This window comes from Bartonella sp. TP (assembly GCF_030406085.1).
Lineage (GTDB): Bacteria > Pseudomonadota > Alphaproteobacteria > Rhizobiales > Rhizobiaceae > CALTWN01.
The window spans coordinates 598,259-618,851 of record NZ_CP129002.1; the positions used below are offsets into that span (position 1 = coordinate 598,259).

The following is a 20,593-nucleotide window of genomic DNA, read 5'->3' on the forward strand; positions in this document are numbered from 1 at the left end:
AGCAGATAATATGGGCGCAGTATCAGAAAATTATGCCGCTTTAGTTGCAGCTGGCAAGCTAGAAGCGAATGAGTGGCAATATGCAATGGCAGCTCGCTTTGACCAGCTATTAGCGCGGCTTGAGGCGCAGCCCGCCCCAGGTTTTTTCGCTCGTTTTTTTAAGCAAACGCCTATGTCGCCAAAAGGCATGTATATTTATGGTGCGGTTGGCCGTGGCAAAACCATGTTGATGGATTTATTTTATAGTAACTTAGCGCGCCAAGATAAGCTGCGCACAAATTTTAATGAATTCATGCAAGAGGCACAAAAAAATATCAATTTTTATCGCACGCAAATCGTAGCTGGAAAAATTAAACAGCAAGATCCTATAGACTTAATGGCAAATGCATTGCGCAAACAAGTTTCTATTCTATGCTTTGACGAATTTGCTGTTACCGATATTGCCGATGCAACAATATTAGCTAGGTTATTTCAAAAATTATTTGCTAAAGGTATGGTCTTAGTAGCTACTTCTAATGTTGCACCAGTTGATTTATATAAAAACGGCCTTAATCGCGAATTATTCCTGCCTTTTATCCCAATTCTAGAGCAATATTGTGAAGTCATTAATGCGACGGTAGAGAAGGATTTTCGCCTAGGCAAAGGCCAAACGTCAGACCATTATTTTTACCCGCTAAATGAAGCTAGCGCACAGCTCTTGCAAGCCAAATGGCAGCAATACACACAAAATCGGCCTAGCTGCGAAAAAATCATTAAAATAAAAGGCCGTGACTTTAAAATCCCGCACTATAGCGACAAGGCAGCTTTTTTTACCTTTAGCGAACTATGTGCGGCCTCGTTAAGCGCCGCCGATTACACTGCCTTAGCACAGGAATTTAATGTTATTTTCATAGCAGATATACCGCAGCTAGACGATGAAATGCGCAATTGGGCAAAGCGCTTTACAACTCTTATAGATATTTTGTATGACAATAATGTGCAGCTTTATATTAGCGCAGCAGCAGACCCTATGCGGCTTTATATTGGCCAGCGTGAAGGTGTGGAGAAATTTGAATATGCCCGCACTGCCTCGCGGCTTATCGAAATGCAAAGCTCTGGCTATTTAGCCCAATGGCGGCAAAAATATAATATAAAAACTTAAATCAATCTTTCATTATAATTTATGCTTATTGTATTTAATGCAAAAATATAATAATAATCTAAGTAGATTATGTTAAAGGGAGATGTAACATGGCACGTAATAAAATAGCGCTAATTGGTTCTGGAATGATAGGTGGTACCTTGGCTCATATGATCGGGCTAAAAGAATTAGGCGATGTTGTGCTGGTTGATGTAAATGAAGGCATACCACAAGGCAAAGGTTTAGATATTGTAGAATCTTCTGCTGTAGACGGCTTTGACGCTAATTATCTAGGCACCAGTGATTACAAGGATATTGCTGGCTCTGATGTTATAATAGTTACCGCTGGCGTGCCAAGAAAACCTGGCATGAGCCGTGACGATTTGCTAGGCATAAATTTAAAAGTTATGGAGCAAGTGGGCGCTGGTATCAAAAAACATGCACCAGATGCTTTTGTTATTTGTATTACCAACCCGCTTGACGCTATGGTTTGGGCTTTGCAGAAATTTTCTGGCCTGGCACCGCATCGTATTGTTGGCATGGCTGGTGTATTAGATTCCGCTCGCTTTAGATATTTCTTGGCAGAAGAATTAAAGGTTTCTATTAAAGATATCACTGCTTTTGTGCTGGGCGGTCATGGCGACACTATGGTGCCTTTGGCCCGCTATTCTACAGTTGCAGGTATTCCTTTGCCAGATCTTATTAAAATGGGCTGGATGAGCGCAGAAAAATTGGAATCGATAATCCAACGTACTCGTTCTGGCGGGGCTGAAATTGTGGGTTTGTTAAAAACTGGCTCGGCTTATTATGCGCCAGCTGCTTCTGCTATTGCTATGGCCGAATCTTATCTTAAAGATAAAAGAAGATTAATGCCAGTTGCGGCTTATTTAAATGGTGAATATGGCTGCAAGGATACCTATGTTGGTGTGCCAGTGATAATTGGCAAAAATGGTGTAGAAAAAGTGGTAGAAATTGAGCTTGATGAGCAAGAAAAGCAAGCATTTGATAAATCTGTAGAAGCAGTAAAAAATTTATGCGATGCATGTGCCAATTTGGCTCCAAGTTTAAAATAGCCAGCTCAGTTTAAAGGGAAGGAAAATTTATGGATATTCACGAATATCAAGCCAAAGCATTGTTAGCAAGCTTTGGCGCCCCGGTTGCAGCTGGTGTTTTGGTGCAAAGCGCAGAAGAAGCAGCAAGCAAGGCTAGCGATTTGCCGGGTCCCCTTTATGTGGTAAAAAGCCAGATACATGCTGGCGGTCGCGGCAAGGGTAAATTCAAAGAGCTTGGCGAAAATTCCAAAGGTGGGGTACGTTTATCTAAATCTATAGAAGAAGCTGTTGCCAATGTACAAGAGATGCTAGGCAAAACTTTAGTAACCAAGCAAACTGGCCCACAAGGCAAGCAAGTAAATAGAATTTATATAGAAGATGGAGCTGATATTGCACGCGAACTCTATCTTTCGCTTTTAGTCGACCGCTCAACAGGCCGAGTATCCTTTATTGTTTCGCAAGAAGGTGGCATGGATATTGAAACGGTAGCGGAAGAAAACCCAAAGGCTATATTAACATTAAGTATCGACCCGCAAAAAGGTGTAACCGATCAAGATGCAATAAAATTATGCGGAGCCTTAGCGCTAAAAGATCAGGCCTATAGCGATGGTTGCCAATTATTTCCCATATTATATAATGCATTTGTTGAAAAAGACATGTCTTTGCTGGAGATCAACCCACTTATTGAAATGCAAAATGGTCGCTTGCGGGTTTTAGATGCAAAAGTTTCTTTTGATAATAATGCATTATTTCGTCACCAAGACATAATGTATCTGCGCGATTTGTCTGAAGAAGATCCAAAAGAGGTGGAAGCTTCTAAATATGGGCTAGCCTATGTAGCCTTAGAGGGTAATATTGGTTGTATGGTCAACGGAGCAGGACTTGCCATGGCCACTATGGATATCATTAAATTATATGGCGGCGAGCCTGCGAATTTCCTAGATGTTGGCGGCGGGGCAAATGCACAAAAGGTAAAAGAGGCTTTCAAGATTATTACTGCAGACCCGCATGTAAAGGGTATTTTGGTTAATATTTTTGGCGGTATTATGCGCTGCGATGTTATAGCGCAAGGCGTATTGCAAGCTGTTACAGAAGTTGGACTAAAAGTGCCTCTGGTAGTTCGCTTAGAAGGTACTAATCAAGAGCAAGGCAAAAAAATGATTAGCGAAAGTGGTCTAAATGTCGTTTCCGCAGACGATCTTGATGATGCCGCGCAGAAAATTTTAGCAGCAGTAAAAAGGGCGTAAGTAATGGCTATCTTAGTAAATAAAAACACAAAAGTGTTGGTACAGGGGCTAACAGGAAAAACAGCAACTTTTCATACAGAGCAAGCTTTAGCCTATTACGGCACAAAAATGGTTGGCGGTGTACATCCTAAAAAGGGCGGTGAAATATGGGAAGGTAGAACAGAAGAAACTTTGCCTATTTTTTCTAGCGTTGCCGAGGGCAAAGAGCGCACCGGGGCCGATGCTAGCGTTATTTATGTTCCGCCAGCAGGTGCAGCAGCTGCGATTATAGAAGCAATAGATGCAGAAATTGGCCTGATAGTCTGTATTACCGAGGGTATTCCCGTATTAGATATGGTTAAGGTTAAAGCGAAATTAGAAAAGTCTAAATCACGGCTTATCGGGCCAAACTGCCCAGGCGTTTTAACCCCTGCTGAATGTAAAATAGGTATTATGCCTGGCATTATCTTTAAAAAAGGTTCGGTTGGAATTGTTTCACGCTCGGGAACTTTAACCTATGAGGCGGTGTTTCAAACTAGCAATGCAGGTTTAGGACAAACCACAGCTGTTGGTATTGGGGGCGATCCGGTGAAGGGCACAGAATTTATAGATGTTTTAGAAATGTTTTTGAGCGATGAAGAGACTAAATCTATTGTAATGATAGGTGAAATCGGTGGCAGTGCAGAAGAAGAAGCGGCGCAGTTTTTAATCGACGAAGCAAAAAAAGGCCGCAAAAAACCAATGGTCGGCTTTATAGCAGGACGCACAGCACCCAAGGGCCGGACTATGGGGCATGCTGGTGCGGTGGTTTCTGGTGGCAAAGGCGATGCAGAAAGCAAAATAGCGGCTATGGAAGCAGCTGGTATAAGAATTGCCGCTTCGCCCGCGCAAATCGGCAGAACTCTAAACGACTTATTACATTCTTAGTTGAGATTTATTAAAATGGCATCAGAATCTAATCAAAATGATCTTCTAGAGCAAAGCTCCTTTTTATATGGTGGCAATGCTAATTATATAGAACAGCTTTATGCTCAATATGAAGAAAATCCGCAATCTTTAGACTCCGCTTGGCAAGAATTTTTTGCTTCGCTAAACGATAAAAAAGCGGATGTTTTAAAAAACGCTAAAGGTGCTTCTTGGCAGCGCGCAAATTGGCCACTGGCCCCTAGCGATACTTTAACGGCAGCGCTTGATGGTGACTGGAGCAAGGTAGAGGCTTTGCTAACGAAAAAGCTAAAAAACACCACTCCAGCAGCGGCTTCTGCTACGGCTCTGCAAGATTCTATAAATGCTATGCGTTTGATAGATGCTTATCGTAGATATGGTCATTTTCAAGCAAAAATCGACCCTTTAGAGCTACAAACCAATCGCGGCAATTTGGACGAATTGAATATTACGGCTTATGGCTTTAGTGCAGCGGATTTAGAAAAAGAGATCTTTGTTGATGGTGCATTTGGCGCAGAAAAAATTAAAGTAGGCGCTTTACTTAATATCTTAACGCAAAAATATTGTGGTAAAATCGGCATAGAATATATGCATATAGCTAATTTTGCCGAGCGTTCTTGGTTGCAAACGAATTTTGAAAATAATGACGCGAGCAAGGCTGTTAACGACACGCAAAAGAAGCAAATTTTAAATAAATTAATAGAGGCTGAAGGTTTTGAGCAGTTTCTAGACGCTAAATATAAGGGCGCGAAGCGTTTTGGCCTAGATGGCGGCGAATCTTTGATGCCAGCTTTAGATCAAACTATAAATTTAGCGGCAAAAGACGGCGTGCAAGAAATTGTCTTTGGCATGGCGCATCGTGGCCGTTTAAATGTGTTGGCTCATATTTTGGGTAAGCCGCATAGAGCTATTTTTCACGAATTTATGGGTGGTTCATATAAGCCAGATGATGTTGCTGGCTCTGGTGATGTGAAATACCATTTGGGCGCTTCAAAAGATCAGGAAATAGCAGGCCAGGCTGTTCACTTATCCTTATTGCCAAATCCGTCGCATTTAGAAATAGTAGATCCAGTAGTTTTGGGTAAAGCCAGGGCAAAGCAAGATGAGCTTTTGGCTAGTACTAAAGCGGTTAATGATGTTTTGCAGTTGCGCGCTAAAGTTTTGCCGATATTGCTGCATGGCGACGCAGCTTTTGCTGGCCAGGGAATTGTGCAGGAAATTTTGGCAGCTTCAAGCCTAGAGGGTTATGGGGTAGCTGGTTCATTACACATAATAATCAATAACCAAGTTGGCTTTACCACCGACCCAAAATGTTCACGCTCTAGCCCCTATGCTTCTGATATAGCCAAAATGATAGATGCGCCGATTTTGCATGTAAATGGCGACGACCCGGAAGCAGTAGTTTTTGCTTGCCAATTGGCCTTGCAATATCGGCAAACTTTCCATAAGCCAGCTGTGGTAGATATGTATTGCTATCGTAGATTTGGCCATAATGAGGGTGATGAGCCATCTTTTACTCAGCCGATAATGTATAAGGCTATTAAATCGCATAAGCCAATAGTACAAATATATAGCGAAAAATTGGCTATTTCAGCACAAGAATTAGATAGTCTAAAGACAAATTGGCGCCAAAAGCTAGAGGAAGAATTTACAGCGGGTGCGCAATATAAACCTGCTAGTGCTGATTGGTTGGCGGGTGAGTGGACAAAACTAAAACAAGCGTCAAGCGAAGCTGCTAGTTCAAAAACCAGTGTGCCGCTTGAGATGCTTAAAGAGATAGCAAGTAAATTGGTAACCATTCCGGCTGAGTTTAACCTGCATAAAACTATTGCTAGATTTATCGAACAACGTAGCAAAATGCTAGAAACTGGTGAAGGCTTAGACTGGGCAATGGCCGAAGCTTTGGCTTTTGGCTCTTTATTGTGTGAAGGTTTTCCAGTGCGCCTATCTGGTGAAGATGTAGAGCGTGGCACCTTTTCCCAGCGTCATAGCGTAGTATATGACCAGGTAAATAATATTAGCTATACGCCGCTTAATCATTTGCAAGAAAATCAGGCTAAATATGATGTTGTAAACTCGCTTCTTTCTGAAGAAGGCGTTTTGGGCTTTGAATATGGCTATTCATTAGCACGGCCAAATAGCCTAGTTTTGTGGGAAGCGCAGTTTGGTGATTTTGCAAATGGTGCGCAGGTAGTATTTGATCAATTTATTGCTTCTGCCGAAACAAAATGGCTGCGTATGTCAGGCCTAGTTTGCTTACTACCGCATGGGTTTGAAGGGCAGGGCCCCGAGCATTCTTCGGCACGATTGGAGAGGTTTTTGCAATCATGCGCTGAAGATAATATGCAAGTGGCAAATTGTACAACCCCAGCTAATTATTTTCATATATTAAGACGTCAGTTAAAAAGAGATTTCAGAAAACCATTAATTATGATGACGCCAAAATCGCTGCTACGTCATAAGCGTGCGCAATCTAGCTTCGCAGAATTAGCGCAAGACAGTGGCTTTAAGCGTATTTTGCCAGATACAGCTTCTTTGCAAAATGATGCTAAAATTCGCCGTGTTATATTATGTAGCGGCAAGGTTTATTATGATTTATATGAAGAGCGGGAAAAACGTGGAATAGATGATATTTATATTATTCGACTAGAACAACTATACCCGTTGCCAGCGACAGAATTAGCACAAGAGCTGAGCCGTTTTTCTTCTGCTCAGATGATTTGGTGTCAAGAAGAGCCGAAGAATATGGGTGCATGGAGCTTTATTGAGCCGCATCTAGAAGCAACATTAATAAGTATAAATGCAAAATATACCAGAGCACGCTATGTGGGACGGCCCGCAGCAGCCTCGCCTTCCGTTGGCTTAATGTCGGAGCATTTGAAGCAGCTAGCCGCATTTTTAGAAGATGCGCTAGGGCAATAGAATTATATAAACAGGAATATGGGAAAATATCATGGCTAAAGAAATTACTGTTCCAACCTTGGGCGAGTCGGTTACCGAGGCAACAATAGGTAAATGGTTTAAACAAATCGGTGACAATGTTGCGGTAGATGAGCCTATAGTTGAGCTAGAAACTGACAAGGTAACTATAGAAGTGCCTTCGCCTGTAGCAGGTAAACTAACGGAACATGTGGCAAAAGAAGGTGATACAGTTGCTCTAGGGGCGATATTGGCGTATGTAGAAGAAGGTAGTGCAGGCAATACTGCAGCGCCTGTCCCTGCTGCTGTCATTAGTACACCAAGCGCTCCAGCTGCATCTGCTGCTATGCCAGCTTCGCCAGCGGCAACAAAAATCATGGCAGAAAATAATTTAGCCGCCGCACAAGTTGAAGGTAGCGGCAAGCGTGGTCAAATTCTAAAGGGCGACGTGTTAGATGCAATGGCGAATAAGCCGCAGCAAGCCATTAACTCCATTGCGAATGGCCCACGCGAAGAGCGGGTGCGTATGACTAAACTGCGCCAGACTATTGCTAAACGCTTGAAGGAAGCGCAAAATATAGCAGCTATGCTCACAACTTTTAATGAAGTTGACATGCATGCTGTAATGGAGCTGCGTAAACGCTACAAGGATGTTTTTGAGAAAAAACATGGAGTAAAATTGGGTTTTATGGGCTTTTTTACGAAGGCCGTATGCCATGCACTAAAAGAATTGCCTGCCATAAATGCACAAATAGATGGCGATGATATTGTCTATAAAAATTATGTAAATGCTGGTATAGCGGTAGGTACACCGAAAGGTCTAGTGGTGCCTGTGGTGCGCGATGCCGACCAAATGAGCATAGCCGAGATAGAAAAAGAAATAGGAAGACTCGGTGCACTGGCACGTGATGGCAAATTGGCAGTGGCAGATATGCAAGGCGGTAGCTTTACCATAACCAATGGCGGGGTTTATGGATCGCTTATGTCTACGCCTATTTTAAATGCTCCACAATCTGGCATTTTAGGTATTCACGCTGTGAAAGAACGGCCTGTAGTAATAGATGGCCAGATTGTAATACGGCCAATGATGTATTTGGCGCTTTCTTATGACCACCGTATTGTTGACGGCAAAGAAGCTGTAACTTTCTTGGTTCGCGTTAAAGAATCTTTAGAAGACCCAGAACGTTTAGTTTTGGACCTATAGATTTAACTGAAAGGAATATAGTAAAATGGCATATGATGTTGTTGTTATCGGGGCTGGCCCTGGCGGGTATGTAGCGGCTATTAAATCTGCACAATTGGGGCTAAAAACTGCGATTGTCGAAAAAAGATCGGCGCTTGGCGGTACATGCCTAAATGTTGGCTGTATTCCTTCCAAAGCATTGCTATATGGCTCAGCGCTTTTTGCCGAGCTTAATCATGGTGTTGAAAATTTAGGTATAGAAATTGCAGCACCGAAGCTAAATTTGCCCAATTTGATGAAGCATAAGCAAGAAACGGTTTCTGCTAATACCAATGGCGTGGCATTTTTAATGAAAAAAAACAAGATTGATGTTGTTTATGGTGCTGGTAAAATCCTAAAAGTTGGGCTGGTTGAAGTAAAAGCAGAAGATGGTAAACTTCAACAATTGGAAGCCAAGAATATCATAATTGCTACCGGGTCAGATATAGCTGGTGTACCGGGTTTGAACATTGAATTTGACGAAAAAATTATAGTTTCCTCTACTGGCGCTCTTTCGTTGGAATCAGTGCCAAAAAAATTAGCTGTGGTAGGCGCTGGTGTTATAGGTTCTGAGCTAGGCACAGTTTGGCAACGTCTGGGTTCCGAAGTAACAATAATTGAATATCTTGATAAAGTTTTGGGCGCTACGGATAAGGAAATATCCAAGCAATTCCAAAAATTGATGGAAGCACAAGGCATTAGCTATAAGCTAAACTCAAAAGTAACAGCAATAGAAAAAAATAGCAAAGGTGCTAAAGTCACTTATCAAGCTAATGAAGGTGGGGCAAGCCAAACCCTAGATGCCGATGTGGTGCTTATAGCCACTGGTCGCCGACCTTATACAGAAGGACTGGGCCTAGAAGAATTAGGTATAGAGCGCGATAAGCGTGGATTTATAAATATAAATCAACATTGGCAAACCAATATTGCATCCATTTATGCTATAGGTGACGTAGTAGCTGGGCCTATGCTGGCACATAAAGCCGAGGATGAAGGTGTTGCAGTAGCTGAAATTTTGGCTGGACAAAAAGGCCATGTGAATTATGATGTAATACCTAGTGTAGTCTATACAGAGCCAGAGGTGGCAAGCGTAGGCAAAACAGAAGAAGAGCTAAAAGCAGCTGGTATAGCCTATAATGTGGGTAAATTTCCATTTACAGCTAATGGCCGAGCTAGATCTATGAATCGTACGGCTGGTTTTGTAAAAATATTAGCTGATAAAAAAACCGATAAGGTGTTAGGCGGTCATATTATAGGCTTTGGCGCTGGCGAGATGATCCATGAGATTGCAGTGCTTATGGAATTTGGTGGTTCTAGTGAAGATTTAGGTCGCACCTGCCATGCGCACCCCACAATGTCTGAAGCAGTTAGAGAAGCAGCCTTAGCAACATTTGCCAAGCCTTTGCATATGTAAGAATATAAGATGTTTTGCCAAGCTCTAGAGCTTGGCATCTATGTTATTTTCTCTGATATAAGAAGGCAAGCCCATTATATCTAGTAAATGCAAAAATGGCTTAGCTGGCAACTCTTCAACATTGGCCATTTTTTTAACATCCCATTCGCCTTTGGCTATTAATATTGCTGCTGCTGTTGGTGGGACACCTGCTGTATAAGATATGGCTTGCGACTCTGTTTCTGCATAAGCTTCCTCGTGGTCAGCAATATTATATAAAAATATTTCGCGTGCTTTGCCGTTTTTGGTGCCTTTTATTAAATCGCCAATACAGGTTTTGCCTTTATATTCTGGCGCCAATGATGCAGGATCTGGCAAGACTGCTTTTACCACACGTAATGGTACTATTTCGTTGCCATCGGCCAATTTTACTGGCTGTTCGGACAAAAGACCCAAATTTTTTAAAACAGTGAATACTGTTATATATCTTTCGCCAAACCCCATCCAAAAGCGAATATTTGGGACGTTTAGATTTTTTGATAGGGAGTGTATTTCATCATGGCCTGTCATATACGCCATTGATTTGCCCACTACCGGTAGATCCCATTCATGGCCAATTTCAAACATTTTATTTGACTGCCATTGGCTATTTTGCCATGACCAAACTTGGCCAGTGAATTCACGAAAATTGATCTCTGGGTCAAAATTAGTAGCAAACCAGCGCCCATGGCTGCCAGCATTAATATCTATGATATCTATATCGCTAATTTCGTCAAAATAATCGTTAGCCGCCAAAGCAGCATAAGCATTCACGACACCGGGGTCGAAACCTGCTCCTAAAATTGCTGTTATACCAGCCTGGGCACAAGCTTCTCGCTGCTGCCATTCATAATTATTATACCATGGCGGGGTTTCGCAGATTTTTAACGGGTCTTCGTGAATAGCGGTATCGATATAAGCTACCTTGGCCTCTATGCAAGCCCGTAATATGGACATGTTTAAAAAAGCCGTGCCAACATTTATAACTATTTCGCAATTATTACTTTTAATCAATTTTATCGTTGCGGCAATGTCGGTGGCATCTAATTGATGTGCTACAATTTTATTATTAGTTTTTGGTGCTTTTTTGCGATGCAGAGAGGCTATAATATTTTCAATCGGGGCTAATCTACGCGAAGCAATATGGATATCGCCTAGGATATCATTATTTTGTGCACATTTATGTGCTACTACTTTTGCTACGCCGCCTGCCCCAATGATTAATATATTTTTTTTCATAATTACGCTTTCACAATTTAAAGATTAAGATAAGCTTGCCTTATAATCCTCATAGCCAAATTCACGCTGAATCTTAAAAGAGCCGTCTAATTCTTTTATAACTATATTTGGCATAGTTACCCCATTAAACCAGTTTTTCTTTACTATAGTATATGCAGCTGCATTTTCAATAGAAATTTTACTACCCACTTCTAAGGGCTGCGAAAAGCGGTAGCTGCCAAAAACATCGCCCGCTAAGCAAGATTTGCCACAAATCATATATTCATAATTGCCTTGATTCGGTAAAATTTTTGCTGATTCCCGGTATACTAGTAAGTCAAGCATATGTGCCTCAATAGAGGAATCCACAATTGCGAGCCGCTTGCCATTGTGTAGAATGTCGAGTACGCTAACTTCTAAAGTAGCGCTGTGGCTTACTGCTGCCTCGCCTGGCTCTAGATATAGCTGAATGCTATATCTTTCTGCAAATTGCCTAAGCCTTTTTGCCAAAGCTTCTAGGGGATAATTTTCTGCGGTAAAAGCAATTCCGCCGCCAAGACTAACCCATTCTACCTGGTGGAATAAATCGCCAAATTCTTGCTCTATATGGTGTAGCATTTGGTCGAAGCGAGCAAAATCGTGATTTTCACAGTTATTATGAATCATAAATCCAGAAATAAGATCTAATGATGCTTTTATATTTTCTTTATCTAATTCACCAAGTCGGCTGAACGGGCGCGCAGGGTCTGCCAAATCGAAATCAGAGCTGCTGATTTGCGGGTTAATGCGCAAGCCGCGGGCAATATTTTGTGTAGCATCACTAAACCGGTTGAGCTGGCTAGCAGAATTAAAAATTAGCTTATCGCAATAGCCAATGGCTTGAGTTATTTCATGATCGGCCCAAGCAACGCTATAGCCATGTGTTTCGCCGCCAAATTCTTGGGCACCTAGGCGCAGCTCGTAAAGAGAAGAAGAGGTAGTGCCAGCCATATATTGTCGCATCATGTCAAATACACCCCAGCTCGCAAAGCATTTTAAAGCCAGCAAAGCTTTAGCGCCAGATAAGTCTGAAAGCTTTTTGATACGCTCCATATTAATTAATAGTTTTGATTTATCGAGTAAATAATAAGGCGTTTGCAGCATTATGGTCCTTCCGCAGCACAACTCATGTTGTCTATATATAATACAGATAGCTTTTTTTGCCTAGTCTATAGAGAAAAAATAATAGCGGCTGGCTTGATATTAACAGTTTTCCGTCTATTTATGCAGATATCTATAACCCCAAAAGAGGAAAATCATGAAATCTCATAATCAAAAGCGCCTTATGCTTTTAGCAACTGTTGCAATGCTATGCTCCGCTAATGTTGTATTAGCAGATCCAATAGTGGTAACTACGCAAAAAGAAAATGCCAAGCCAGTAGAAGCTGTAGCCGATGCTGTAAATAAAGGTGTTGAAGCTAGTGTAAAGGCAGTGAAAAAAACTACCCATGCCGTAAAAGAAGCGCTAACACCAGATGAGCACAAAGTAGCTGTGGTTGAGCATTCGCGCCACGGCTATTTAAACGGTTATAAAGGTTATCGTTATGCACGGCCACATTATATAAAATATGTTGACGGCTGGTATTACCCAGAAGAAGCTTATCATAGCAAGCCTATGGTAGAAAGCTCAACAGAAGAAGTGCACACAACCATAACCAAGCATGAAAAATTGCCAAAAGCGCATATAGCTTATTGTGTATCGCATTTCAAATCTTACCGTATGTCAGACAACAGCTTTCAGCCTTTTAGCGGACAGCGTCAACAATGCTATTCTCGTTTCTTTAGAGGATAATTTATAACAGCCAACAGCCCGTTTTATCTGCGTATGAAGCGGGCTTATTAATTATTTTAAAAAATTGGTGTCTACGGCAGGATTCGAACCTGCGACCCCAGGATTCATACCACTTCGGCTTTCGCCGCCAAGCAAATAATTCTGCTTGTTCGTGGTCTGGACTGTCCCTTTGTCGTGAGCCATGGCGGCTTTTAGACACTGCCCGTCCAGTCTCTACACCTTCTAATAAATAGCTTTATTAGCTTGGCTCGGGATTGGCAAAGATGCTTTGCATCTTGAAGCTTTCCCCGAATTTGAGCAGATCCACCATAAAGATTTCTCTCTAGGCGCCCAATTTTAGGAATCCTGTGCTCTATCCTACTGAGCTACGCAGACATTATAGTCTGTATAATATAACTAGTTACGCGCTTTTGTCTAGCTGTTTTTCTAAAAATCCCTGCAGTAACGTTGGCGCAATATCGTCTGCAATAAAGCTTTTCCCTATATCTTTTGCTAGAATCAGGGTGAAATTAGCATTTGTATTTTTTTTGTCTTGGCGCATAATAGCTAATAGCTGCTTTGCTTGGGTATGTTTGGGTAAATTAAGGTGCTTTATTTGTGTTGGCAAGCCAGCTAATTGTAGATGCTTTTGTACTTTTTTTGCTATATCCGGTGTGGTAAAGTCTAAATAAGCCGAAAAGGCAAAGGCTAAACTTAGGCCCACAGAAACAGCTTCGCCATGGAGTAGTTTATAGTCGCTAGCGGTTTCGAATGCATGGCCAAAACTATGGCCTAAATTTAATAGCGCTCGCTTGTTTTTTTCAAAATAATCATCTGCAATGATAGCAGTTTTGGCCCGAATGCAATGAGCGATTGCCATAGCCAAAATTGGGCCTTGCGTTAAAATTTCTTCTAAATGATTTGCGCAAAAATGGAAAAAATTCTTATCATTTAGCAATCCATATTTAATCATTTCTGCATAGCCAGCACGAAATTCGCGTGGTGGTAAGCTATGTAATATTTCGGGGTCATTTATTATCATTAGCGGGGAGTAAAAGCTACCTATAAGATTCTTGCCTGTGCCATTATTGATGCCAGTTTTACCGCCCAAACTAGCGTCAATTTGTGCCAATAGGCTTGTTGCGATTGTGATAAATCTGATACCGCGTAGAAAAATTGCTGCTGAAAATCCGGCAATGTCGCTAATCATGCCGCCACCCAGCGCTATTATTATATCGTTACGTGTAAAATTTTGCGCTAATAATTGCGAAATTATATATTGTAAATTGTTGTAATTTTTTTGCTCTTCGCCTGCTGGTATAATGATTGGGAAATATTCAAACCCATAGCGTTGCAAAGATATGCCTAGCCTTTGCATATAAAGCGGCGCCACATTGCTGTCGCTAATGCAGGCAAAACGCGGCGGAGTAGAAGAATTTAGCAGTTTATTTTGTAAAAGCTCGCCAGTTTTATCCAGCAAACCCGATTCTAGAAAAATTTCACATTCTGCGCTTTTAGCAACGCTAGCTATAGTAATTTTATCCATTTATATATTCATAAATTTTTTCAATTATAAGATATGCCAACCCTTCAGGATTAGTGGTATTGCATTCTATCTCGATGTCAGATTCTGCATAAATAGGGTAGCGTTGTTGCTTCATCTCTTCGATAATTTGCAGTGGGTCTTTGCCTATTATCAATGGCCTAGTGTCACGCCTGGCAAGCCTGGTAGCCAACAGATGCGGCTGCAATTTTAGCCAAACAGTAATGCCACTTTTTTTTATGAGTTGTCGGTTATAGTCGTCAATAAATGAACCGCCACCGCTAGCAACAATTAGTCGGTTTTTACTCAAGACTCGCGTTATTACACGGCGCTCTAAAGCCCGGAATTCTGATTCTCCATAGATTGTAAATAAATCCTTGATGCTTAATTGCGAGCAATCCTCTATCTCTTTATCTGTGTCATAAAATGGCAGCTGGCAAAGCCGGGCTAAGCTCTTGCCTATGGTGGTTTTGCCTACACCCATTAGCCCAACCAAAATAATTGAGCGCTGGCCTATAGCATTATAAAAGCTGCTTTTGTTAAAATCTTGTTCTCTTTGGCTTAAACTGTTATACATATATAACATATACATAATTATTGTTTGAGAATAAATATGCCAACTTTAAAATATATTATCACTAGTCTTATCGCTTTATGTGTAGCTATTTATTTAATAATGCTAGGGCTAGTAAAATTTGTAACACCAGTGCAAACTACGGTAGAGAAAAATATAGAGATCAATCAGCCAGTCACCAAGCCATAACATGTCTAAGGCGTATCAATATATCGAGTTTTTTCTAGAAATGTTAAGTTGCGAGCGAGATGCCTCGCCAAATACCCTGCTGGCTTATCAAAGTGACTTGCATTGGTTAGTACAGAATCTACCGCAGCATAAGGATATCTTAGCGGTAAATAGTGGTGATTTAGAGCAGCTTTTTACCGAATTGGCCAAGCAAAATTTACAGCCAAGCACAAGGGCACGCCGTATCTCTAGTGTAAAGCAGTTTTTTCAATTTTTACTTAGTGAAAATTTTTGCTCTACAGATCCTGCCAGCGATTTAACTTTGCCAAAACTAGGGCTATCCGTTCCTAAAATAATAAGTTCTAATGAAATGACGCTGCTATTAGAAGCGGCAGAGCAGGTTGCCGCCGCAAAGCATTATAAAGAAAAAAATAGCCTGCGCCTGTATACAATATTAGAGTTATTATATGCAACGGGCTTACGCATTAGCGAGCTATGTAGCCTGCCGCTGCTATTGGTAGAGGGTGCTATTGTCTCAAATTTTCTGTTGGTAAAAGGCAAGGGTGCGAAAGAACGGCTAGTGCCTTTAAACGAAAAGGCAAAAAATGCTTTGCAATATTGGCTCAAATTACGTGGCAAATTATATAGGCTAGAGAGCGCTTATCTTTTTCCGGCTAATTCGTCTAGCAAATATGTAGCTAGGCAGGTAGTGGCCCGGCAATTGAAAGCTCTATGTGCCGAGCAAGGTATAGAATATGTAGAATTATCGCCGCATAAGGTTCGGCATGCATTTGCCAGCCATATGCTAGAAGGCGGTGCGGATTTGCGTGCTTTGCAGCTAATGCTGGGGCATAGCAACATAGCTACTACGCAGATTTATACCCATGTTTTGGGCGACAGCTTGTATCAAACCGTGGCACAACATCATCCGCTTGCTACAGAGGACAAGGCATAGTAAAATAGATGAATTACGCAATAGATAAAAAGGCTTGTAATGTATAATTATTTAGATTTTGAAAATGCTGTAGCGGAGATTGACGCCCGTATAGCTGAGTTAAAAACAGCGGATGAAGAGCGTGAAGCGCCGCTGCATGAAAAGGAAATAAAAAGATTACAAAGACGCTCAGAAAGCCATTTGCGCGAATTATATAAAAAACTTACCCCCTGGCAAAAAACTCAGGTAGCGCGGCATCAAAATCGACCGCGTTTTTTAAATTATACTAAGCGCTTATTTACCGATATCACTCCCCTAGCTGGTGACAGACAATTTGGCGAGGATGAAGCTATACAAGCAGGTCTGGCTAGATTCAAAGGCCAAGCTGTGGCTTATATCGGACAAGAAAAAGGGTGTGATACAAAATCCCGCATAAAACATAATTTTGGCTCTGCCTTGCCTGAAGGCTATAGAAAAGCTATTCGTATAATGCAGTTGGCGAATCGCTTTGGTTTACCGTTGATAACCTTGGTAGATACCGCTGGTGCTTACCCTGGCGTTAGTGCCGAAGAGCGCGGGCAGGCAGAAGCTATAGCGCGCTCAACTGAACAAACTTTGGAATTGGGCGTGCCAGTAGTTTCAGTAATTATTGGCGAGGGTGGATCTGGCGGCGCCATGGCAATAGCTGCAGCGAATAAAGTTTATATGCTAGAGCATGCTATATATTCTGTTATTTCTCCCGAGGGGGCTGCCTCTATTTTGTGGCGTGATTCTAGCAGGGCAATAGATGCGGCTACAAATATGCGTATTACAGCGCAAGATCTATTTGAATTTCAGATTATCGACGGCATTATACCCGAGCCTTTAGGCGGTGCGCATAGAGACGCTAAAGCTGCTATTGAAGCTACTGGTAATATTATTGAAACCGCGCTTAATTCCTTAAGTGACAAGGATGCAGAAACTTTAAAACAAGAAAGGCGGGCAAAATTTTTAAATATGGGTCGACAGTTGAATATATAGTTTTATATAATTAAATATGATTCGCTTAATTTTTATAACTCTATTTCTTAGCCTAACGCTAACAGCCTGCCAGCAACAGCCGCTTTGGCTAACTCCGCCCAAGGCACGGCAGCCTTTGTCGCATGAGCTGATGCAAAAGCTTAAGAAGTTGGATATAGAATTATATGCACCTGTATTGATAAGAATATTTAAAAAAGAAAATAAGCTAGAAATATGGAAGCAAAATAAGCAAGGGCAGTTTGTAAAGTTAGCTGTGTATAATATCTGTGCTTGGTCTGGTAAATTAGGGCCAAAATTTATGGAATATGATAGGCAATCGCCAGAAGGTTTTTATAAGCTAACTACCAGCCATATGAATGCTTATTCGCATTATTATTTAGCGTTTGATATCGGCTATCCTAATGAATATGACAAAGCCCATGGCTATTCCGGTCATAACCTTATGATTCACGGGGCTTGCTCTTCTTCTGGGTGTTATTCGATGAGCGACAAAAATATGGCGCAGATTTATGCCCTAGTGCGCGACGGATTTTTGGGCGGTCAAAAAATTGTGCAAATTCATGCTTTTCCATTTCAGATGAATGCGGCTAATATGGCGCTTTATGCGCAAGATAAAAATGCTGCTTTTTGGCAGAATTTAAAAACTGGCTATGATGTTTTTAATATTACGCATCAGCCTCTAGACTATGATGTTCAAGATGGTAAATATCATTTCAAGCAGCTGCAAGATCCTGCCATTGCGCAAGAACTGCAAGAATATTTGAAAAACTATAATGCACAGTTTCAAGCTTTGCGCGGTAAACATAAGCTGCCAAGTGGTAAATTATCTGGCATAAAAGATAAGGCAGAAGCTTCGCGGGTTGCGCATTGGATGCGGCGCGCAATTGCTGGCGAGAATGTTGGTGTTAAGCCGCCAAATCTATGATCGGCGCTGTTTATATTCATTGATATTAATAAAGATAATTGCGCCAAATACGCCAAAAGCCAAAACAAACCACGTTATAGCATAGCTAAAATGCGAGTTAGGAAAGCTGACTACAGTAAGACCACCTATTGGGTAGGCATTATCTAATTTTTCTGCATCTATAAAATAAGGGGCTACATTTTCAGGGCCCAGCTGTAGCTTTTGCGCCATTGCCTTTAAATCTCTCTTATACCAGCTATTTAGCTCGGGCTTGTTTTTATTCAAAAAGCGCCCCGGGCCTTCATCTGGCCGTAATAAGCCAGTAACGTTAGTAGGTTGCTTTAAATCGCTCTGGCGTAGCTGCGGGCTGTTTTTAAAATCCATGGGCACAAAGCCTCGATTAATAAAAACTAGGCTACCATCGGCTCTTTGCAAAGGCATCATAAGCCAATAGCCGCTGCCATATTTAGTAAGGCTAGTAACATAAATTTTCTTATTTGCTAAATATTGCCCGCTTACCGTTACAGGTAAGTAAGCCAATTTGCTAAAATCGAATTTTGGCCATTCTGCTTTTGCTGGAGCTAGTATAGGAGAATTTTCAAGCCGGCTATTCGTTTGCGCTATAAGCTCTTGCTTCCATTTCAAGCGATGTATCTGCCAAATACCAAGTGAGGTAAATAAATATAAGAAGCCAAGGCAAATAAAATTTAATATAAAAAGGGGCAAAAAAGAGCGATTTTTCATATTATCTTCCAGAAATAATCATGGATATAATATTTTTTTGCTTTTGGCAAATTTAAACTTGACCTTTTCGCTTGTAGAGATTATACATAAAGGCACTAATTCTATAATTTGTGATTGAAGGTGAACAATGTCTCGCACCTGTGAATTAACTGGTACATCAGTGCAATATGGTAATAATGTTAGCCATGCGAATAATAAAACGCGGCGTAGATTTTTGCCAAATTTAGTGTATGTGACTTTAGCGTCGGAAGTTTTAAATCAAAGCTACCGCCTACGCATTAGCGCAAGCGCCCTACGTAGTGTAGAACATAGAGGCGGGTTTGACAATTTTTTATTAAAAGCGAGCGAAAAAGAGCTTTCACAGCGGGCACGTCTTTTAAGAAAGCAAATAATAAAAAAGCAAGCGGAGTTAGCAGCCGCTTAATCAAGTTTATTGTAAACATTATAGGCGGGGAATAATGGCTAAAAAATCAGATCTAATTTTTCCGATAATAGCTATGGCTATTACAGTAGCTGCTTCAAATATTTTAGTAGCTTATCCAGTGCGCCTGTTTGGGTTAGAACATGTTCTAACCTATTCTGCTCTGGTTTTTCCGCTTGTATTTTTAACGAATGATTTTACTAACCGCCTATATGGTCCAGCCGCCGCTCGGCAAGTTGTTTATGTTGGTTTTATCATAGCTTTTATTATCTCTCTGTTTTTGGCTAGCGTGCGTATTTCCATCGCTGCTAGCATCGCTTTTTTATTGGGGCAGTTGTTGGATATAGCAATATTTACACCGCTGCGTAGCAAAACTTGGTGGATAGCGCCTTTATGCGCTTCTGTTTTTGGCTGTATTCTAGATAGTGCTTTATTCTTTTCCTTGGCTTTTGCTCCGCAATTCAGCTTTTTAGACACTGCTTTTGGCTTTCATGACAGTTCACTTGGACAGTATGTTGGTTTTTACAATTTTATGATCCCTTTGTGGCTTTCAATAGCTATAGGTAGCCTTGGGGTAAAATTGATTATGTCTGTGGCTATGGTTTTGCCATATGGCGCAATTTTGCTTTTCTTAAAGCAAGGCTTTTGTGTAAAACAACGTGCTTATTAGGCGCGGCCTGTAATTTAGCAGAACTTATTCTTTTTCAACAATTTATAGGCTTGCAAGATTTCGTTAAATCTTTGCTCTTGCGAGCGATCTCCGCCATTTGCGTCCGGATGGTGAGCTTTAACTAGAGCTTTATATTTAGCCACAATCTGATCGGCAGTTGCGGTTGGTTGCAAGCCTAATGCTTCAAATGAGCGTTTTTCTTGGGGATTCAGTTGCCGCATGGTTGAATCTGCAGCACCTGGTGTGCCAAATTTGCGATAAATGCTGTTTACCATGTTTTGATAGCGGGCCGAACCAGAGCGTAAATTAGCAAAGTCAGAAGAAAGGCTAGCCCTGTTAAGATGAGCGCCAGAAGGCCAGGTAGGGCGCTCCCCTATATTCGTTTGATGTTGAAATTTTCCTATATCTTCAGGGTCTAACCCTTCAAAAAAATTAAAATTCTTATTATATTCACGAATATGCTCTAGGCAAAAATATAGATATTTGCCATCCGCCTCACGGCTAGCGGGAGCGCGATAAATTCCTTCTTTTGTGCAGCCCTTAAAAGCGCACAATCTTTCTGGTGGGGTTTCCTTTGATTTTCTAGTAGAGTTAATTCGTATAGAATCAAAATATTTAGATTTTATTGCCATAATAATTTAAATAAGCAATTCGCTTATAATAAGCAAGGA

The 20,593-nt window shown here is 41.2% G+C and carries 20 protein-coding genes; 14 read left to right on the forward strand and 6 right to left on the reverse strand.

The window, feature by feature from the left end; all coding sequences use genetic code 11:
* From zapE to lpdA, 7 genes are all read left to right on the forward strand, one after another.
* Positions 1-1,141: cell division protein ZapE (gene zapE, locus QVL57_RS02980; protein ID WP_290075606.1), on the forward strand; the 1,141-nt coding region annotated here is incomplete at its 5' end.
* Between the two features lie 89 nt (positions 1,142-1,230).
* Entirely contained in the window at positions 1,231-2,193 is a 963-nt protein-coding gene (mdh, locus tag QVL57_RS02985; RefSeq protein ID WP_290075608.1) for a malate dehydrogenase, read from the forward strand.
* A 29-nt stretch (positions 2,194-2,222) separates the two neighbouring features.
* Positions 2,223-3,419, forward strand: a complete 1,197-nt coding sequence (gene sucC / locus QVL57_RS02990; protein WP_290075611.1) for an ADP-forming succinate--CoA ligase subunit beta — start codon at positions 2,223-2,225, stop codon at positions 3,417-3,419.
* A 3-nt stretch (positions 3,420-3,422) separates the two neighbouring features.
* Entirely contained in the window at positions 3,423-4,325 is a 903-nt protein-coding gene (gene sucD / locus QVL57_RS02995; protein WP_290075613.1) for a succinate--CoA ligase subunit alpha, read from the forward strand.
* A gap of 15 nt (positions 4,326-4,340) precedes the next feature.
* Positions 4,341-7,265: a 2-oxoglutarate dehydrogenase E1 component gene (locus QVL57_RS03000; protein WP_290075614.1), complete on the forward strand. Its 2,925-nt coding sequence runs from the start codon at positions 4,341-4,343 to the stop codon at positions 7,263-7,265.
* Positions 7,266-7,296: 31 nt separating this feature from the next.
* Positions 7,297-8,466, forward strand: a complete 1,170-nt coding sequence (odhB, locus tag QVL57_RS03005; RefSeq protein WP_290075616.1) for a 2-oxoglutarate dehydrogenase complex dihydrolipoyllysine-residue succinyltransferase — start codon at positions 7,297-7,299, stop codon at positions 8,464-8,466.
* Between the two features lie 25 nt (positions 8,467-8,491).
* Complete coding sequence (gene lpdA, locus QVL57_RS03010) at positions 8,492-9,898, forward strand: dihydrolipoyl dehydrogenase (RefSeq protein ID WP_290075619.1); 1,407 nt, start codon at positions 8,492-8,494, stop codon at positions 9,896-9,898.
* A 24-nt stretch (positions 9,899-9,922) separates the two neighbouring features.
* Here the strand turns inward: lpdA and QVL57_RS03015 are convergent, their stop codons facing one another.
* Both QVL57_RS03015 and QVL57_RS03020 read right to left on the reverse strand, forming a co-directional pair.
* On the reverse strand, positions 9,923-11,155 hold the full coding sequence (locus QVL57_RS03015) for a saccharopine dehydrogenase family protein (protein WP_290075621.1): 1,233 nt from the start codon (positions 11,153-11,155) through the stop codon (positions 9,923-9,925).
* A gap of 24 nt (positions 11,156-11,179) precedes the next feature.
* On the reverse strand, positions 11,180-12,277 hold the full coding sequence (locus tag QVL57_RS03020; RefSeq protein WP_290075624.1) for a carboxynorspermidine decarboxylase: 1,098 nt from the start codon (positions 12,275-12,277) through the stop codon (positions 11,180-11,182).
* Positions 12,278-12,431: 154 nt separating this feature from the next.
* Here QVL57_RS03020 and QVL57_RS03025 point away from each other — a divergent pair, with 154 nt between their 5' ends.
* Positions 12,432-12,965, forward strand: coding sequence for a BA14K family protein (locus QVL57_RS03025; RefSeq protein WP_290075625.1), 534 nt, complete (start codon positions 12,432-12,434; stop codon positions 12,963-12,965).
* A 400-nt stretch (positions 12,966-13,365) separates the two neighbouring features.
* Here the strand turns inward: QVL57_RS03025 and aroB are convergent, their stop codons facing one another.
* Together aroB and QVL57_RS03035 are read right to left on the reverse strand one after the other, a co-directional pair.
* Positions 13,366-14,490 carry a 3-dehydroquinate synthase gene (aroB, locus tag QVL57_RS03030; RefSeq protein WP_290075627.1) on the reverse strand — a complete coding sequence of 375 codons (1,125 nt, stop codon included), beginning with the start codon at positions 14,488-14,490 and terminating at the stop codon, positions 13,366-13,368.
* Positions 14,483-15,064: a shikimate kinase gene (locus QVL57_RS03035; protein ID WP_290075629.1), complete on the reverse strand. Its 582-nt coding sequence runs from the start codon at positions 15,062-15,064 to the stop codon at positions 14,483-14,485. Before QVL57_RS03035 ends, aroB begins: the two co-directional genes overlap by 8 nt.
* Before the next feature lie 36 nt (positions 15,065-15,100).
* Between QVL57_RS03035 and QVL57_RS03040 the strand changes: the two genes are divergently transcribed.
* The 4 genes from QVL57_RS03040 to QVL57_RS03055 are packed head-to-tail and all read left to right on the forward strand — an operon-like array spanning position 15,101 to position 18,108.
* Entirely contained in the window at positions 15,101-15,250 is a 150-nt protein-coding gene (locus QVL57_RS03040) for a hypothetical protein (RefSeq protein ID WP_290075630.1), read from the forward strand.
* 1 nt (position 15,251) lies between these two features.
* Positions 15,252-16,184, forward strand: a complete 933-nt coding sequence (locus QVL57_RS03045) for a tyrosine recombinase (RefSeq protein ID WP_290075632.1) — start codon at positions 15,252-15,254, stop codon at positions 16,182-16,184.
* A gap of 39 nt (positions 16,185-16,223) precedes the next feature.
* Positions 16,224-17,183, forward strand: a complete 960-nt coding sequence (locus QVL57_RS03050; RefSeq protein ID WP_290075634.1) for an acetyl-CoA carboxylase carboxyltransferase subunit alpha — start codon at positions 16,224-16,226, stop codon at positions 17,181-17,183.
* 16 nt (positions 17,184-17,199) lie between these two features.
* Positions 17,200-18,108: a murein L,D-transpeptidase family protein gene (locus QVL57_RS03055; protein WP_290075636.1), complete on the forward strand. Its 909-nt coding sequence runs from the start codon at positions 17,200-17,202 to the stop codon at positions 18,106-18,108.
* Here QVL57_RS03055 and QVL57_RS03060 read toward each other — a convergent pair.
* A complete protein-coding gene (locus QVL57_RS03060; RefSeq protein WP_290075637.1) occupies positions 18,103-18,831 on the reverse strand; it encodes an SURF1 family protein in 729 nt (242 codons plus the stop codon). The genes QVL57_RS03055 and QVL57_RS03060 overlap by 6 nt on opposite strands.
* Before the next feature lie 127 nt (positions 18,832-18,958).
* Between QVL57_RS03060 and rpmB the strand changes: the two genes are divergently transcribed.
* Positions 18,959-19,255, forward strand: a complete 297-nt coding sequence (gene rpmB, locus QVL57_RS03065) for a 50S ribosomal protein L28 (protein ID WP_290075638.1) — start codon at positions 18,959-18,961, stop codon at positions 19,253-19,255.
* A 34-nt stretch (positions 19,256-19,289) separates the two neighbouring features.
* Positions 19,290-19,922 (forward strand): VUT family protein, encoded by a 633-nt coding sequence (locus QVL57_RS03070; protein ID WP_290075640.1) that lies wholly within the window; start codon positions 19,290-19,292, stop codon positions 19,920-19,922.
* 14 nt (positions 19,923-19,936) lie between these two features.
* On the opposite strand, the gene QVL57_RS03075 is transcribed toward QVL57_RS03070, so the two are convergent.
* Entirely contained in the window at positions 19,937-20,554 is a 618-nt protein-coding gene (locus QVL57_RS03075) for a J domain-containing protein (protein ID WP_290075642.1), read from the reverse strand.
* Positions 20,555-20,593 lie beyond the last annotated feature (39 nt).

Coding starts and splice junctions, on each gene's coding strand:
- mdh (WP_290075608.1), top strand. CDS start 1,231: ATGGCACGTAATAAAATAGCGCTAATTGGTTCTGGAATGATAGGTGGT.
- sucC (WP_290075611.1), top strand. CDS start 2,223: ATGGATATTCACGAATATCAAGCCAAAGCATTGTTAGCAAGCTTTGGC.
- sucD (WP_290075613.1), top strand. CDS start 3,423: ATGGCTATCTTAGTAAATAAAAACACAAAAGTGTTGGTACAGGGGCTA.
- QVL57_RS03000 (WP_290075614.1), top strand. CDS start 4,341: ATGGCATCAGAATCTAATCAAAATGATCTTCTAGAGCAAAGCTCCTTT.
- odhB (WP_290075616.1), top strand. CDS start 7,297: ATGGCTAAAGAAATTACTGTTCCAACCTTGGGCGAGTCGGTTACCGAG.
- lpdA (WP_290075619.1), top strand. CDS start 8,492: ATGGCATATGATGTTGTTGTTATCGGGGCTGGCCCTGGCGGGTATGTA.
- QVL57_RS03015 (WP_290075621.1), bottom strand. CDS start 11,155: ATGAAAAAAAATATATTAATCATTGGGGCAGGCGGCGTAGCAAAAGTA.
- QVL57_RS03020 (WP_290075624.1), bottom strand. CDS start 12,277: ATGCTGCAAACGCCTTATTATTTACTCGATAAATCAAAACTATTAATT.
- QVL57_RS03025 (WP_290075625.1), top strand. CDS start 12,432: ATGAAATCTCATAATCAAAAGCGCCTTATGCTTTTAGCAACTGTTGCA.
- aroB (WP_290075627.1), bottom strand. CDS start 14,490: ATGGATAAAATTACTATAGCTAGCGTTGCTAAAAGCGCAGAATGTGAA.
- QVL57_RS03035 (WP_290075629.1), bottom strand. CDS start 15,064: ATGTATAACAGTTTAAGCCAAAGAGAACAAGATTTTAACAAAAGCAGC.
- QVL57_RS03040 (WP_290075630.1), top strand. CDS start 15,101: ATGCCAACTTTAAAATATATTATCACTAGTCTTATCGCTTTATGTGTA.
- QVL57_RS03045 (WP_290075632.1), top strand. CDS start 15,252: ATGTCTAAGGCGTATCAATATATCGAGTTTTTTCTAGAAATGTTAAGT.
- QVL57_RS03050 (WP_290075634.1), top strand. CDS start 16,224: ATGTATAATTATTTAGATTTTGAAAATGCTGTAGCGGAGATTGACGCC.
- QVL57_RS03055 (WP_290075636.1), top strand. CDS start 17,200: ATGATTCGCTTAATTTTTATAACTCTATTTCTTAGCCTAACGCTAACA.
- QVL57_RS03060 (WP_290075637.1), bottom strand. CDS start 18,831: ATGAAAAATCGCTCTTTTTTGCCCCTTTTTATATTAAATTTTATTTGC.
- rpmB (WP_290075638.1), top strand. CDS start 18,959: ATGTCTCGCACCTGTGAATTAACTGGTACATCAGTGCAATATGGTAAT.
- QVL57_RS03070 (WP_290075640.1), top strand. CDS start 19,290: ATGGCTAAAAAATCAGATCTAATTTTTCCGATAATAGCTATGGCTATT.
- QVL57_RS03075 (WP_290075642.1), bottom strand. CDS start 20,554: ATGGCAATAAAATCTAAATATTTTGATTCTATACGAATTAACTCTACT.